The following is a 12,185-nucleotide window of genomic DNA, read 5'->3' as shown; positions in this document are numbered from 1 at the left end:
CCCCACCGCTCTCGAGGCCTGGCGCGCCCAGCACGCGGCCTGGAAGGAACAGGATCAGGCGTGGCGCCGCCAGCAGCAGGACATCGAGCGGGCCGCCCGCGACCAGCTGCGTCGTGAACGCCAGGCCGAGGCTGCGGTGTTCGCGACCGAAGCCGCGGAGCGCCGACGCCTCCGCCGTGCCTCGAACCCCCGGGCCGGCTTCGCGTTCGCCGCGACCATCGTCGGCCTCGCGATCATCACGGGCTCTGCCGTCGGTCTCGTCACGGGCGGTGAGGCCCTCGGCGGTGCCCTGGGACTGCTCGCGGCGGCGCTCATCCTGGCACTCGGGATGATCGTGGCCGGGGCGTTCCGTCGGCGCAGCGGGTTCCTGGCCTTCGCGACCGTGGTGACGCTCATCGGCGGACTCGTCGCCGGCGCTTTCTCCGCCTTCCCGGGCGTCACGCTGGGCTACGTCGCGCTCGGCAACAACGAATCCGCGCACGTCCGGCAGCCCTTCGGCGATACGTTCCTCACGCTGAATCCGTTCGAGGATGGTGCGAGGTCGATCGTCGTGGACAAGGGATCCGGCAACACCTACATCGACGTCCAGTCGGGCGTCGAGCTCGATCTGCGCGCCGTCGTCGGATCGGCGACCGTTTCGTGGACCCGAGTGGATGAGGAGACCGGCCAGATCACTGCGCACGGCACCTGGACTCCCGTGCGCAGGAACGGGGAGTCGATCGTCCTGCAGAAGGTCGCCGCTGAGGACACCGAGCCCACCCTCGTGCAACCCGTCACGATCGATCAGACCAGCGGAGTGATCTCCGTCACCCTCTACGAGCCCGCGAAGGAAGACCAGTGATGAGTACGCCGACGATCGTCGAAGCCCCCTCCCCTCCCCGCACGCGCTGGGCCGCCATCATCTGGGGCCTCCTGTTCGCCGCGATCGCCGCGGTCGCCCTCTGGATGCTGGCCGACGCCGACCGGAGGGACACCGTCGCCGATGGGCTCCTCGCTCTGACGCCGACCACGATCGTCACGATCCTCCTCTTGACCGTGGGCGTGCTGATCCTGGTCGGGGGAGCCGCAGGGCTCATCCGCCGTGCGCAGCGGAAACTCGCGACGGCGACGGACCCCGTCGCGCGGGCGGACGTGCCCGCCTCGCCCGCCGAGTAGCCTGGACCCCATGGCGAATCAGGGAAGGCGGCCCGGGAAGGGCGCAGGTCGAGGTACCTCTGTGCGTCGCAACAAGGCCGCCCCCGCCGAGCGCTTCCCGCCGCAGAAGCCGAAGAAGAAGACGGCCAAGGTCGTCTTCGATGCCCCTCAGCCCGAGCCCGAGGCACCGCGTACCTTCCGTCTGGGCGCGGTGCCGGGCGCGACACCGGGCAAGTGGATCGACGCGTGGAAGCAGCGCATGCCGAGAGTGCCGCTCGAGCTCGTCCCGATCGAGGTCGCCACCCAGCGCGAGGCGCTCGACGCGATCGATGCGGCGCTGGTCCGTCTGCCGCTCACGGACGAGTCCCTGCACATCATCCCTCTGTACGACGAGGTGCCGGTCGTGATCGCCGCGGTCGACTCGCACCTGATGGCGGCCGAAGAGCTCTCCGCCGCGGATCTCGAGGGCGAGGTCGTGATCGGGCTGTCCGATGACGTGCTGGGCCCGCTCGACCTCCCCGGCACACTCCCGGCCGCCTTCGCCGCACTGCCGACCGGAGAGGCGATCGCCACGGCGGCCTCCGGCGTCGGCATCGTGATCGTCCCGATGTCGCTGGCTCGCCTGCACCACCGCAAGGATGCCGACCACCGCGTGCTCGCCGATGGCCCGACCTCCACGGTGGCGCTGGTGTGGCCTCGCGATCGCACCACGCCCGACGTCGAGACCTTCGTCGGCATCGTCCGCGGCCGGACCGCGAACTCCTCCCGGTGACCGCGTCGGCTCGGCCCCGCGCGCTCGTTAGAATCTCCTGATGGCCTCGCTTCTCTACGTGTGCGTGCGACCCGAGATCGGGGCGGCGGACGCCGAGCATGCGTCCTTCCGACGGGCGCTCGGCGTCGACGTGGTCGATCGACTCGACCTGCTGCAGACACCGCTGCACATCGAGCGTCTACGCGGATACCGCGGCGTCGTGGTCGGGGGCTCGCCGTTCAACGTCTCCGACACGGTGAAGTCCGCGGAGCAGCTGCGGGTCGAAGCCGACCTCCGCACACTGGCCGACGCGGCGATGGCCGCCGAGATCGCGGTGTTCTTCACCTGCTTCAGCATCGGTGTCGTGACCCGCATGCTCGGGGGCGAGGTCGTGACGGACACTCCCGAGCCCGCGAGCGCCACCGTGATCGATCTGACCGAAGCCGGCGCCGCCGATCCCGTCTTCGGGCCGAGCGGCCCCGCTCTCACCGTGTTCACGGCACACAAGGAGAGCTCGGCGAGCACCCCGCCCGGCGCGGTGCTCCTGGCGACCAATGGGGCCTGCCCGGTGCAGGCCTACCGCGTGGGCACGCACCTGTATGCAGCGCAGTTCCATCCGGAGCCCACCCCCCGCGACTTCGCGGACCGGATGACGTTCTACCGCACCACCGGCTACTTCGACCCGGAGGAGTTCGACGCGGTGCAGCAGCAGGTGCTCGCCGCATCGGTGACCGAGGGCGCCGCGCTTCTGCGCCGCTTCGCCGAGACCTTCGCCTGACTCAGCCTTCTGCCGAATCCCGCAACAGGGACACGCGCTCACGCAGGTATGCCTCCAAGGGCATGAACCCGCCGGCCGCGCTCCACCGCACCGAGGGGACGCCGTCGACGAGCGCCAGCGGACCGGAGGAGCCGCCCGCATCCACGGCGTCGACGTCGATCACACTCCATCCCACGTGGACGACATCGCCCTCGTCGAAGCCACCCCGCAGGGCTTCTGCACGACGTTCGGCGCGTGCTCTGGCCGACTCGGCGGTGTAACCGCGGCGTCCGGGATCGGCCGCGCGGAGCACCTCGGCCGTGGCCAGCGCGTGCGTGTCGGTCAGCAGCAGCACACCCAGATGCCATGCTTCGCCGACCCGCACGATGCGGCGCCCGCGCCACCGGGAGACGCGCTGCTCGCCGAGCCCTTCCTTCGCGATGCCGTCGAGGCTCTGCACCGTACGGGTCAGGAGCACCGACGCACTCGTCACAGCTCCCCCTGCACGGCGTCGCCCGCACGCGCGGGCCCGACGACGTCGGCGCGATCCCCGCGCAGGGTCATCCCGATCAACGGATAGAGCAGCACCGAGAGCATGCCCGCTCCGACCAGTGCCGCCGCGATGCCGGTGTCGAGCATCTTCTCGTCGACGCCGATCGCGGTGACCGCGACGATGATCGGCAGTCCGGTGGCGGCGAGGAGCCCGAGGGCCGCACGGTCGCGGACGCTCATCCCCACCGGGGCCGAGAGCTGCGCGGCCGCCCCGCGGATGGCCAGCAGCGCGATCAGGAAGATGGGCACCAGGGCGAGGGCCGTCGGCGAGGTGAGCAGGTCCTGCAGGTCGAAGGTCACGCCCGTGTAGAGGAAGAAGATCGGCACGAGGAATCCGAATGCGAGCGCCTCGATCTTGCTCTCGACCTCCTCGGCGGATTCCTTCGGTGCCCGCGTCATGATGATGCGCCACACCGCTCCCGCGACGAAGGCGCCGAGCAGCATGTCGAGGTCGAGCATCACGCTCAGGCCGACCAGCGCCGCGATGAGCAGGATCACGAAGCGCACCCCGAACTGGTCGGACGTGTGCAGCGTCGCACGGACGATGCGGTGCAGCCGCCCGTGCGGCACGCGGTGCGCGAGCAGCACTGCGAGCCCGGCCAGCACCACGAACGTCAGCAGGACGGCCGTGGCGATCGGTGTGGTGCGCGTGCTGAGGAAGATCGAGATCGCGATCAGGGGCAGGAACTCGCCGACCGCGCCGATCGCGCTGATCGCACGACCGAACGGCGTGTCCAGCTCGCGGGCGTCGCGCAGGATCGGCATCAGCGTGCCGAGCGCGGTGGAGCTCAGCGCGATGCCGATCACGACCATCCCCTCGCCGGGGGCGAAGAAGAAGCCCAGGCCGATGCCGAGCAGGACGCTGAGGAGCCAGCCGAGGGAGGCGCGGGCGAGCGGTTTGCCCGCCACGGTCTTGAAGTCGATCTCGGTGCCGGCGACGAAGAACAGCAGCGCCAGACCGAAGTCGCTGAGCTTCTCCAGCAGGGGGCCCGGTTCGACCCAGCCGAGCACCGCCGGCCCCACGAGGATCCCGAGCACGAGTTCGAACACCACGATCGGCACCCGCACCGCCGGGCGGACCCCGCGGGCGAGCAGGGGCGCGGCGACGGCCAGCAGGGGGATCAGCACCAGGCCGAGATCGCTCGCTTCCACGATTCTCAGAGTAGCGAGTCGCCTCCCGCGATTCGCCCCCGGTGTGCATCCACGGCAGAATCAATGCACACCCTCGAGGAGCCTCCATGTCCCAGCCCGATACCGCCCGCCTGCTCATCGCCTGCGACGACCAGCCCGGGATCGTCGCCGCCGTGGCGGGCGTGCTCGCCCAGCACGGTGCGAACATCATCTCGCTCGACCAGCACTCGACGGATTCCGAGGGCGGACGCTTCTTCCAGCGCACCGTGATCCACCTCGATGGACTCGCCGCCGCACGCCCCGCGCTCGAAGCCGACATCGCCGTCGTCGCCGAACGCTTCGGCATGGAGTGGTCGCTGCACGACGTCGCCCGCCGCAAGCGCGTGGCGATCTTCGTCTCGAAGTACGACCACTGCCTGATGGAGCTGCTCTGGCGCACACAGCGCGGCCAGCTCGACATCGACATCACGATGGTCGTCTCCAACCACCCCGACCTGGCCGAGTCGGTCCGCTCCTTCGGAGTACCCTTCGTGCACATCCCCTCGGGCGACAAGGCCGCCATGGAGGAGCGACAGCTCGAGCTGCTGCGCGGGAACGTCGACCTCGTCGTGCTGGCGCGCTACATGCAGATCCTCACCGACGACTTCATCACCCGCCTCGAGGCGCCGGTGATCAACATCCACCACTCCTTCCTGCCCGCGTTCATCGGGGCGAACCCCTACGCCCGCGCCAAGGACCGCGGTGTGAAGCTGATCGGCGCGACCGCGCACTATGCGACGGCCGACCTCGACGAGGGGCCGATCATCGAGCAGGACGTCACGCGCGTGACCCACTCCGAGTCAGCGGCCGAGCTGCAGAGCCGCGGGGCCGATGTCGAGCGACTCGTCCTCGCCCGCGCCGTGCAGTGGCACGCCGAGGACCGTGTGATCGTGCACGGCAAGTCCACCGTCATCCTCTAGGCCCCGACGCCGACGCCCCTTGGGCCCTCCTCCGGTCGCACTTTCGCACGCTAAAGCGCTGTTTTTGACGTCGAAAGTGCGACCGGAGCGCATGCGGTGAGCGGTCAGGAGGGGCGCGGCACGCCGGCGGTCAGCTCCGCGAACACCTCGGCGGCGCTGTCATGGCGTGCGAGCGGCGCCGCCTGCCCCATCCACAGCGACTGGAGCTCCCCGAGATTCTGCTCCCCCGCCGCGGCCCGGAAGCGTCCGGTGAGCCAGTTCTGCATCGGGAACGGTGCGATCGTGCCGCTCGCCTCGATCGCCCGCACCGCACGGTTGCGGGCGCCTCGGGCCAGGCGACCGCTCATGGCACGGGTGAGCACCGTCTCCTCGGCGGCGGTCGCACGGATCGCGGCGCGATGCGCGGGCGTGGCCACGGATTCCGCCGTCGCGAGGAAGGCCGTCCCGACCTGCACGCCGGTCGCCCCCAACGCGAACGCCGCGGCGACTCCCCGTCGCTCGGCGATGCCGCCTGCCGCGATCACCGGCACGTCCACCGCATCGACCACCTGCGGGACGAGCGCGAACGTGCCGACGAGCGAGTCCTCAGCCGGACGGAGGAACGACACCCGATGCCCGGCCGCCTCGGCACCCGTGGCGACCACCGCATCCACCCCGGCGTCGGCGAGCGCGACGGCCTCGGCGACGGTGGTCGCGGTACCGACGATGCGGATCCCCCGGCGCTGTGCCTCCTGGACCACCTCGGCCGACGGCACCCCGAACACCGTGCTGAGCACGGCGGGCCGGATCTCCCAGATCGCGTCGAGCTGCTCCTCGAGCGACGGGACGTACCGCTCCGGGCGCGCCGGGACATCGATGCCGACCGCCTCGTAGAAGGGTTGCAGCGCCTGCGCGAACACCGCGTGCTGCGGATTCGGCTCGACCTCGTCGCCGGTGGGGAGCCAGATGTTCACCGCGAACGGACGATCGGTCGCCGCCCGCAGCGCCGCGCCGGTCGCACGGATGCGGTCGCCGTCGTAGCCGTAGAGTCCGAACGAACCGAGGCCGCCCGCAGCGCTGACCGCAGCCGTGAGGGCGGTCGAGGAGAGCCCGCCGAACGGACCGAGGATGATCGGATGCTCGATCCCGAACAGGGCGCGAAGGTCACTCATGCTTTCGACCGTACGCCCCGCAGGCTTCCGAATCGTGCACTGTGCGGCATAAGTGGCCGCGAGCGCACCATTCGCGTGATTCGAAAGCGGCGGCGGCCCCCGGTGCTACCCTCACAACAGGAAGGGAGCGCGCATGAGCGAGTGGTTCGGGCAGATGCTGAGCATCGTCGCGACCGCGCTCGGCCTCGTGTCGATGCCGGATGCCACGGCTCTCGGCCTCGCCGTCGCCCTGCTCGCGGTGACCGCACTCACCCTCGCGATCGTGCTGAGCGTGCGCCCCGAGGCCTCGACCGGTGCCCCGCATCCGTTGCGCGCCATCGACGTCGGCACCCTCCTCACGCAGAGTGACCCTGATGCCGCCGGGCATCCGCGCCCTCGGGCGCCGGGAGTCGCGACCGCCGCGTAGTCCGCTCTTTCGACGGGACCGCGCGGCCTTCGCCGACCCTTCCCGACACCTCGAACGGACACTTCCATGGACCCCTTTGCCTTTCCCCCCCTCGCCGCCCTCCTCGACGCCGCCTACGGCGCGCTGACCGGGCTCTCCGACCTGCTCACCCCCATCGCCGGCGCCTCCGCCGCCGCTCTCGCCGTCGTCCTCGTCACACTGCTCGTGCGGGTACTGCTCATCCCCGTCGGCATCTCCCAGGCCAAGGCCGAGCAGACCAGGGCGCGTCTCGCGCCGAAGCTGCGCGAGCTGCAGCGCCGCCACAAGAAGAACCCCGAACGTCTGCAGAAGGAGACGCTCGCGCTGTACCGCGCGGAGAACACGTCGCCGTTCGCGGGGATGCTCCCGGTGCTCGCACAGGCCCCCGTGGTCGGCATCCTCTACACGCTGTTCCTCCGGCCCGAGATCGCGGGACACCCGAACGAGCTGCTCGCGCACGACCTGTTCGGCGCACCGCTGGGCACGAGCCTGGTGTCGGCGCTGTTCGGGGGCACCGCGACACCCGCCACCTTCCTCGTGTTCGGGGTGCTGCTCGCGGTCATGCTCGCCGTCGCCGAGATCACCCGCCGCGTGTTCCGCCCGACGCCGGTCGACGGGGACGACTCACCCCTGAACTCCCCCACCCTGCTGCGCGTCGTCTCGGCGATGCACTACGCGACCGCGGTCTTCGCCGTGTTCGTACCTCTCGCCGCTGCGCTCTACCTGACGGTCACGGTGGTGTGGACGCTCGTGCAGCGCGTGATCCTGCGCCGCCGGTACCCGCTGCCGGTCCCCGCGGTCAGTCGGGCAGCGGTATCGGTGCAGTGAACGGGCCGGAGGGACCGTCGTCGCGGCGTTCCCTCCGCACCCCGAGCGTGGTCCCGACGCTCGCGGCGATCACGAGGGCGACGGCGAGCATCCGCAGCGGCGTGGCGTCCTGCCCGAGGATGAGCCAGCCGGCGAGCGTCGCGAACGCCGGTTCGAGGCTCAGCAGCACACCGAACACGCGCTGCGGCAGACGGCGCAGCGCCGCGAGCTCGAAGCTGTAGGGGATCACGGACGACAGCACCGCGGTGATCGCAGCGAGCAGGAGCAGCTGCGGATCCATCGCCACCGTCGACGCGGCCGGGATGCCGACCGGGATGAGCAGGACGGCAGCGACCACGAGCCCCATCGCCAGGCCGCTGCTGCCCGGGATGAGGGAGCCGACGCGGGCGCTCATCCGGATGTACATGGCCCAGAAGCCCGCTGCGATCAGGATGAACAGCACACCGAGCGGATCGAGCGGCTCGGCACCGATCAGGCCGTCGATGCCCAGCACGATCATTCCGAGGAGAGCCACTCCGACCCAGACGAAGTCCGTGACCTTCCGGGTGAGCACGGCCGCGAGCACGAGTGGTCCGAGGAACTCGATCGCGACGGCGGGGCCCAGGGGGATGCGGTCGATCGCCGCGTAGAAGAAGCCGTTCATCGCGGCCAGCGAGACGCCGAAGAGCACCGCGGCGAACCACTGCGGGCGGGTCCACTTCCCGGGCCGCGGGCGCACGATGACGACCAGGAGGATCGCGGCGATCGCGACGCGCAGTGAGGTCACCCCCCACGGACCGAGCACCGGGAAGAGCTGGGCCGCGACGGCGGCGCCGAAGGGAAGCGAGAGGCAGGAGCCGATGACGAGCGCGACTCCGACGAGGGGACGGGACGCGGCCGGCTTCTGCACTCCACAAGCTTAGGCGGCGGCTCCCCCTCGGCGCCGCCGCCTGAGCACGTGTCAGAGGCCCTTGCCGCCGGTGACCGCGATGACCGAGCCGGACGTGTACGAGGATTCCGCCGATGCCAGGTACACGTAGGCGCCGGCCAGTTCCGCCGGCTGACCCGCCCGCCCCAGCGGAGTGTCGGCACCGAAGGTCGCCAGCCGCTCGGCATCCCATCCGGTCGCGGGGATCAGGGGTGTCCAGACCGGTCCCGGCGCGACAGCGTTGACCCGGATCCCGCGGGGTCCCGCCTCCTCGGCGAGCGCCTTGACGAACGCGATCTGCGCCGCCTTGGTCATGGCGTAGTCGATCAATCCCGGTGAGGGGTTGTAGGCCTGGATGGAAGCCGTCACGATGATGCTCGCTCCGGGCTGGAGGTCGGGGTAGGCCGCCCGCGCCGAGAACAGCATGCCCGCCAGGTTCGTGTCGAACACCCGACGCATGCGGTCCGTCTCCAGACTCCCGAAGTCGTCGATGTCGTGCTGATAGCCCGCGTTGAGCACGAGCACGTCGAGCCCACCCAACTCGCTCCGCGTGCGGGCGACGATGTCGGTCGCGAAAGCCTCTTCTCGCAGGTCGCCTGCGAAGCCCACACCCGTGCGCCCCGTCTCGCGGACGAGGGCGAGCGTGTCCTCCGCGTCGTCCTGCTCCTCGGGCAGGTGCGCGATCGCGATGTCGGCGCCCTCCCGGGCGAAGGCGATCGCGACGGCCCGACCGATCCCGGAGTCACCGCCCGTGATGAGAGCACGGCGACCATCCAGGCGCCCGTGGCCGACGTAGGTTCCTTCGCCGTGGTCCGGTTCGGGGCGCGTCCGCTCGGTCAGCCCCGGCTGGTCCTGGTGCTGGTCGGGAAAGCCCTCTTCGCGGTGCGCGTGCCGGGGGTCGGTGGTGTCGTCGGTCATGGCCGATCCTCCTCGTCTCGTCGAATGAGGCCCACACTTCCACCCTTGCCCGCCCGTGGTCAGGGGCTTGACATCCCGGGCTCGGAGCCGCGGTCCCGGCTCAGAGCGGAGGGGTGACCGGAACCTCGCCGGCACCGGGCTCGTCGCCGGCCTCGGCGGGTTCGGGCACGAGGTATAGCCCGCTCGGCGCGTTCGCGGTGAAGGCGAGTGCCTCGATCCACGCCCGGTTGATGGACGGCTGACGGCTGCCGAAGTACTTGAAGACGAGCGAGCTCCCCGGCTGGATCCACACCGTGGTGCGCCCGCCGCCGACGCTCGCATCCTCACGCCAGCTGAACGGGAAGGGCTCCCCGCGGCGCAGCTTCGCGGTGATGACGAGCTGAAGGTGGGTGAGGGCGCGATCCTCGATCTCGGTCTTCACGCCGCCTTCGTAGACGAATTTACCCATGGGTGGTGCTCCTTGGTCGCTGCCGGGCCGAGACGACGGCTCACCTCATTCTCCCGTACTCGGGAGAAGGTTATCGCCTCCGGGTGCGGTCGACCGCGCGCTGGCGACTCGCTGCACCGAAGTCAACCCCCTTCGGCGGAGCGACGGCAGGACCCTAGCCTCGGGACACGCGATTCGAGGAGGACTGCCATGAACGACCGACACATCGACGACCGCCCGGATGACGGATACACCCCCACGACCACTCATGCCGAATGGGGCGCGGGGAACCCTCGATTGCGCATCAGCCGAGACGACGAACGCACCGAATTCGCGCTCGAGGCCGACGTGGTGCGGATCGGGTCGGCCGAGGGCAACGAACTGCGCCTCCCCGAGACCGACCCCGTGCACGCGACCATCACGCACGACGACCGCGACGAGTACGTGCTGACCTTGAACGGCGAGGGCGAGACCAACGCGAGCCTGGGTGTGGACGCGACTCACACCGACGAGTCCTCCGAGACGCTGCGCACGGGCGCGCACTTCACGGCGGGGCCCTGGACGTTCGTGTTCGCACGCGACGAGTTCGCCGACCACGGACGTCCGTACGGGGGGCGCGCGGGCGGGGAGTACTCCGATCAGCCGCTGCAGCCGCCGCGTCCCGACTACGACGAGAGCGAAGAGCGATGACCACCACGCGCGACCTCATGACGCCGAGTCCGCGCTGCATCGGCGTGAACGATTCGCTCCGCATCGCCGCATCCGTCATGGCCGAGCTCGACGTCGGCGCGCTGCCGATCTGCGGAGAGGACAGCCGCCTCAAGGGCATGCTCACCGATCGCGACATCGTGGTCGGTGCGGTCGCTCTGGGGATGGATCCCGAGACGACACCGGTCGAAGCGCTCGCGAAGGGGAAACCCGTCACGGTGGGCGCGGACGACGACATCCGCGTGGCCCTGGAGCGCATGCAGGAGAACCAGGTGCGCCGTCTGCCCGTGATCGCGGACCGCCGCCTGGTCGGCATCGTGAGCCAGGCGGACATCGCCCGATCGCTCTCGGCGGCCACGACGGGCAAGACCGTGGAGAGCATCTCCCGCTGAGCCCAGGTCCACGAGGCCGGCGCGCCGGGGGGGGTCAGCGCGCCGGGGGGGGTCAGCGCCCCGGGACCAGCCCGATCCGCAGCGGCGCCCCTGGCTCGGCTGCCTCCTCCAAGGCCCTGTCGATCTCGAGGAGCCCGCGGACCGCGCCGACGGCGTCACCGAAGGGATAGGCGCGACCGCGCCCGGCCAGGAAGCCGACTGCCTCCGCCAGCTCGGCACCCGTGTAGTTGTGGACACCGGCGACCGTCACGAGGCGCCGCACGATGCTCTCGGCGTCGAAAGGTACGGGGTCTGCGGGGAAGACGCTGCCGACGAGCACGACCGTGCCGCCGACCGCCACGCCTTCGAGCGCGTCGCGGACCGCGTGACCGGACGCCTCGATCACGACATCGGGTTCGCGGTCCACGACGGTCGCGCCGAATCGTGTCGCGAGCGCCCTGCGCTCCGGGTTCGGGTCGAGCACCTCCACCGTCGCGCCCTGTTCGACGGCGATGGCCGCGGCGGACAGCCCGACCAATCCCGCGCCGTGGATTCGCACGGCGGCGCCGTCGAGGTCCCGTCCCTGGGCAGCCCTGGCCACCGCTGCCCAGGCGGTCGCCGTGGCGCACGAGGCGGGAGCGAGCACTGCGGCGGGGAGTGCCTCCGGCACGCGGACGATCGCGGTGCCGGTCCGCAGCTGCACGTGACTCGCGAAGGCGCCGGTGAGGTCGCCGTGGACACCGACCCGGTCGTGACCGTACTTGCCGAGGTCGCGGCACTTCTGCGGCATCCCGCGCAGGCAGCGGTCGCAGCTCCCACAGGAGACGGTCACCGACCACACCACGCGATCGCCGATGCGCAGCGGGGTGCCGTCGACCCCGATCGCCCCGGCGTCACCGGTCGCGATCACACGCCCGACGCTCTCGTGCCCGAGCACCAGCGGCACCGGGGCGGAGCGGCGCCCCTGCACGGTGTGGACGTCGGAGCCGCAGATGGTCGACATCTCGACCGCGACCAGCACGTCGCCATCGGCGAGCGCCACTCCCGGCACCGCGATCGTCTCGTGCGGGTGTCCGGCGCCGATCCAGACCATCGCGGTCGCCGCCGGGCGCAGCGCGACGTCTCTGCGGTGCCCGGGAGGACGGATCAGCAGCGTTCCCATGTCAC

General features: G+C 70.9%; 15 protein-coding genes and 1 pseudogene. 9 read left to right on the top strand and 7 right to left on the bottom strand.

The window, feature by feature from the left end; translation table 11 throughout:
• The 4 genes and pseudogenes from E0W80_RS19240 to E0W80_RS17195 all read left to right on the top strand — a co-directional run.
• Positions 1-841 (top strand): annotated as a pseudogene (locus E0W80_RS19240) (hypothetical protein); the annotation flags it as partial.
• A complete protein-coding gene (locus E0W80_RS17205; RefSeq protein ID WP_131494273.1) occupies positions 841-1,155 on the top strand; it encodes a hypothetical protein in 315 nt (104 codons plus the stop codon). The pseudogene E0W80_RS19240 and the gene E0W80_RS17205, both read left to right, overlap by 1 nt.
• 61 nt (positions 1,156-1,216) lie before the next feature.
• Positions 1,217-1,906 carry a substrate-binding domain-containing protein gene (locus tag E0W80_RS17200; RefSeq protein ID WP_131494280.1) on the top strand — a complete coding sequence of 230 codons (690 nt, stop codon included), beginning with the start codon at positions 1,217-1,219 and terminating at the stop codon, positions 1,904-1,906.
• A 40-nt stretch (positions 1,907-1,946) separates the two neighbouring features.
• Complete coding sequence (locus tag E0W80_RS17195; protein WP_131494271.1) at positions 1,947-2,663, top strand: GMP synthase; 717 nt, start codon at positions 1,947-1,949, stop codon at positions 2,661-2,663.
• Between the two features lies 1 nt (position 2,664).
• Here the strand turns inward: E0W80_RS17195 and E0W80_RS17190 are convergent, their stop codons facing one another.
• Positions 2,665-3,135: a glutaminase gene (locus E0W80_RS17190; RefSeq protein WP_131494269.1), complete on the bottom strand. Its 471-nt coding sequence runs from the start codon at positions 3,133-3,135 to the stop codon at positions 2,665-2,667.
• Entirely contained in the window at positions 3,132-4,346 is a 1,215-nt protein-coding gene (locus tag E0W80_RS17185) for a cation:proton antiporter (RefSeq protein WP_131494268.1), read from the bottom strand. The genes E0W80_RS17190 and E0W80_RS17185 overlap by 4 nt, the downstream gene beginning before the upstream one ends.
• Positions 4,347-4,432: 86 nt before the next feature.
• On the opposite strand from E0W80_RS17185, the gene purU reads away from it, so the two are divergent.
• Positions 4,433-5,284 (top strand): formyltetrahydrofolate deformylase, encoded by an 852-nt coding sequence (gene purU, locus E0W80_RS17180; protein ID WP_047524587.1) that lies wholly within the window; start codon positions 4,433-4,435, stop codon positions 5,282-5,284.
• Between the two features lie 104 nt (positions 5,285-5,388).
• Here purU and E0W80_RS17175 read toward each other — a convergent pair whose 3' ends face one another.
• Positions 5,389-6,435 carry a nitronate monooxygenase gene (locus E0W80_RS17175; protein WP_131494266.1) on the bottom strand — a complete coding sequence of 349 codons (1,047 nt, stop codon included), beginning with the start codon at positions 6,433-6,435 and terminating at the stop codon, positions 5,389-5,391.
• 133 nt (positions 6,436-6,568) lie between these two features.
• Here E0W80_RS17175 and E0W80_RS17170 point away from each other — a divergent pair, with 133 nt between their 5' ends.
• Together E0W80_RS17170 and yidC are read left to right on the top strand one after the other, a co-directional pair.
• Entirely contained in the window at positions 6,569-6,841 is a 273-nt protein-coding gene (locus E0W80_RS17170) for a DUF6412 domain-containing protein (RefSeq protein ID WP_047524590.1), read from the top strand.
• Positions 6,842-6,907: 66 nt separating this feature from the next.
• Positions 6,908-7,687, top strand: a complete 780-nt coding sequence (gene yidC / locus E0W80_RS17165) for a membrane protein insertase YidC (protein ID WP_131494264.1) — start codon at positions 6,908-6,910, stop codon at positions 7,685-7,687.
• Here the strand turns inward: yidC and E0W80_RS17160 are convergent.
• From E0W80_RS17160 to E0W80_RS17150, 3 genes are all read right to left on the bottom strand, one after another.
• Positions 7,659-8,576: a DMT family transporter gene (locus E0W80_RS17160; RefSeq protein ID WP_047524593.1), complete on the bottom strand. Its 918-nt coding sequence runs from the start codon at positions 8,574-8,576 to the stop codon at positions 7,659-7,661. The two genes, yidC and E0W80_RS17160, sit on opposite strands and share 29 nt — an antisense overlap.
• Before the next feature lie 51 nt (positions 8,577-8,627).
• Positions 8,628-9,512 carry an SDR family oxidoreductase gene (locus E0W80_RS17155; RefSeq protein WP_131494262.1) on the bottom strand — a complete coding sequence of 295 codons (885 nt, stop codon included), beginning with the start codon at positions 9,510-9,512 and terminating at the stop codon, positions 8,628-8,630.
• 100 nt (positions 9,513-9,612) lie between these two features.
• Entirely contained in the window at positions 9,613-9,960 is a 348-nt protein-coding gene (locus tag E0W80_RS17150; protein WP_021201203.1) for a hypothetical protein, read from the bottom strand.
• Between the two features lie 189 nt (positions 9,961-10,149).
• Between E0W80_RS17150 and E0W80_RS17145 the strand changes: the two genes are divergently transcribed.
• Complete coding sequence (locus E0W80_RS17145) at positions 10,150-10,629, top strand: FHA domain-containing protein (RefSeq protein ID WP_047524595.1); 480 nt, start codon at positions 10,150-10,152, stop codon at positions 10,627-10,629.
• The gene (locus E0W80_RS17140; RefSeq protein ID WP_131494260.1) at positions 10,626-11,039 is read left to right on the top strand and encodes a CBS domain-containing protein; all 414 of its coding nucleotides are present in this window, start codon (positions 10,626-10,628) and stop codon (positions 11,037-11,039) included. Before E0W80_RS17145 ends, E0W80_RS17140 begins: the two co-directional genes overlap by 4 nt.
• Before the next feature lie 52 nt (positions 11,040-11,091).
• Here E0W80_RS17140 and E0W80_RS17135 read toward each other — a convergent pair whose 3' ends face one another.
• The gene (locus tag E0W80_RS17135; protein ID WP_131494258.1) at positions 11,092-12,180 is read right to left on the bottom strand and encodes an alcohol dehydrogenase catalytic domain-containing protein; all 1,089 of its coding nucleotides are present in this window, start codon (positions 12,178-12,180) and stop codon (positions 11,092-11,094) included.
• Positions 12,181-12,185: the final 5 nt, after the last annotated feature.

This window comes from Microbacterium sp. PI-1 (genome assembly GCF_004337555.1).
Classification (GTDB): Bacteria; Actinomycetota; Actinomycetes; order Actinomycetales; family Microbacteriaceae; genus Microbacterium; species Microbacterium aurugineum.
Note: the sequence above shows the minus strand (reverse complement) of the source record. Positions and strands in the feature narration are given on the sequence as shown.

Bases quoted from the DNA above. Each gene is read 5' to 3' on its own strand.
- purU (WP_047524587.1), top strand. From the start codon at position 4,433: ATGTCCCAGCCCGATACCGCCCGCCTGCTCATCGCCTGCGACGACCAG.
- E0W80_RS17155 (WP_131494262.1), bottom strand. From the start codon at position 9,512: ATGACCGACGACACCACCGACCCCCGGCACGCGCACCGCGAAGAGGGC.
- yidC (WP_131494264.1), top strand. From the start codon at position 6,908: ATGGACCCCTTTGCCTTTCCCCCCCTCGCCGCCCTCCTCGACGCCGCC.
- E0W80_RS17135 (WP_131494258.1), bottom strand. From the start codon at position 12,180: ATGGGAACGCTGCTGATCCGTCCTCCCGGGCACCGCAGAGACGTCGCG.
- E0W80_RS17150 (WP_021201203.1), bottom strand. From the start codon at position 9,960: ATGGGTAAATTCGTCTACGAAGGCGGCGTGAAGACCGAGATCGAGGAT.
- E0W80_RS17195 (WP_131494271.1), top strand. From the start codon at position 1,947: ATGGCCTCGCTTCTCTACGTGTGCGTGCGACCCGAGATCGGGGCGGCG.
- E0W80_RS17140 (WP_131494260.1), top strand. From the start codon at position 10,626: ATGACCACCACGCGCGACCTCATGACGCCGAGTCCGCGCTGCATCGGC.
- E0W80_RS17175 (WP_131494266.1), bottom strand. From the start codon at position 6,435: ATGAGTGACCTTCGCGCCCTGTTCGGGATCGAGCATCCGATCATCCTC.
- E0W80_RS17170 (WP_047524590.1), top strand. From the start codon at position 6,569: ATGAGCGAGTGGTTCGGGCAGATGCTGAGCATCGTCGCGACCGCGCTC.
- E0W80_RS17145 (WP_047524595.1), top strand. From the start codon at position 10,150: ATGAACGACCGACACATCGACGACCGCCCGGATGACGGATACACCCCC.
- E0W80_RS17205 (WP_131494273.1), top strand. From the start codon at position 841: ATGAGTACGCCGACGATCGTCGAAGCCCCCTCCCCTCCCCGCACGCGC.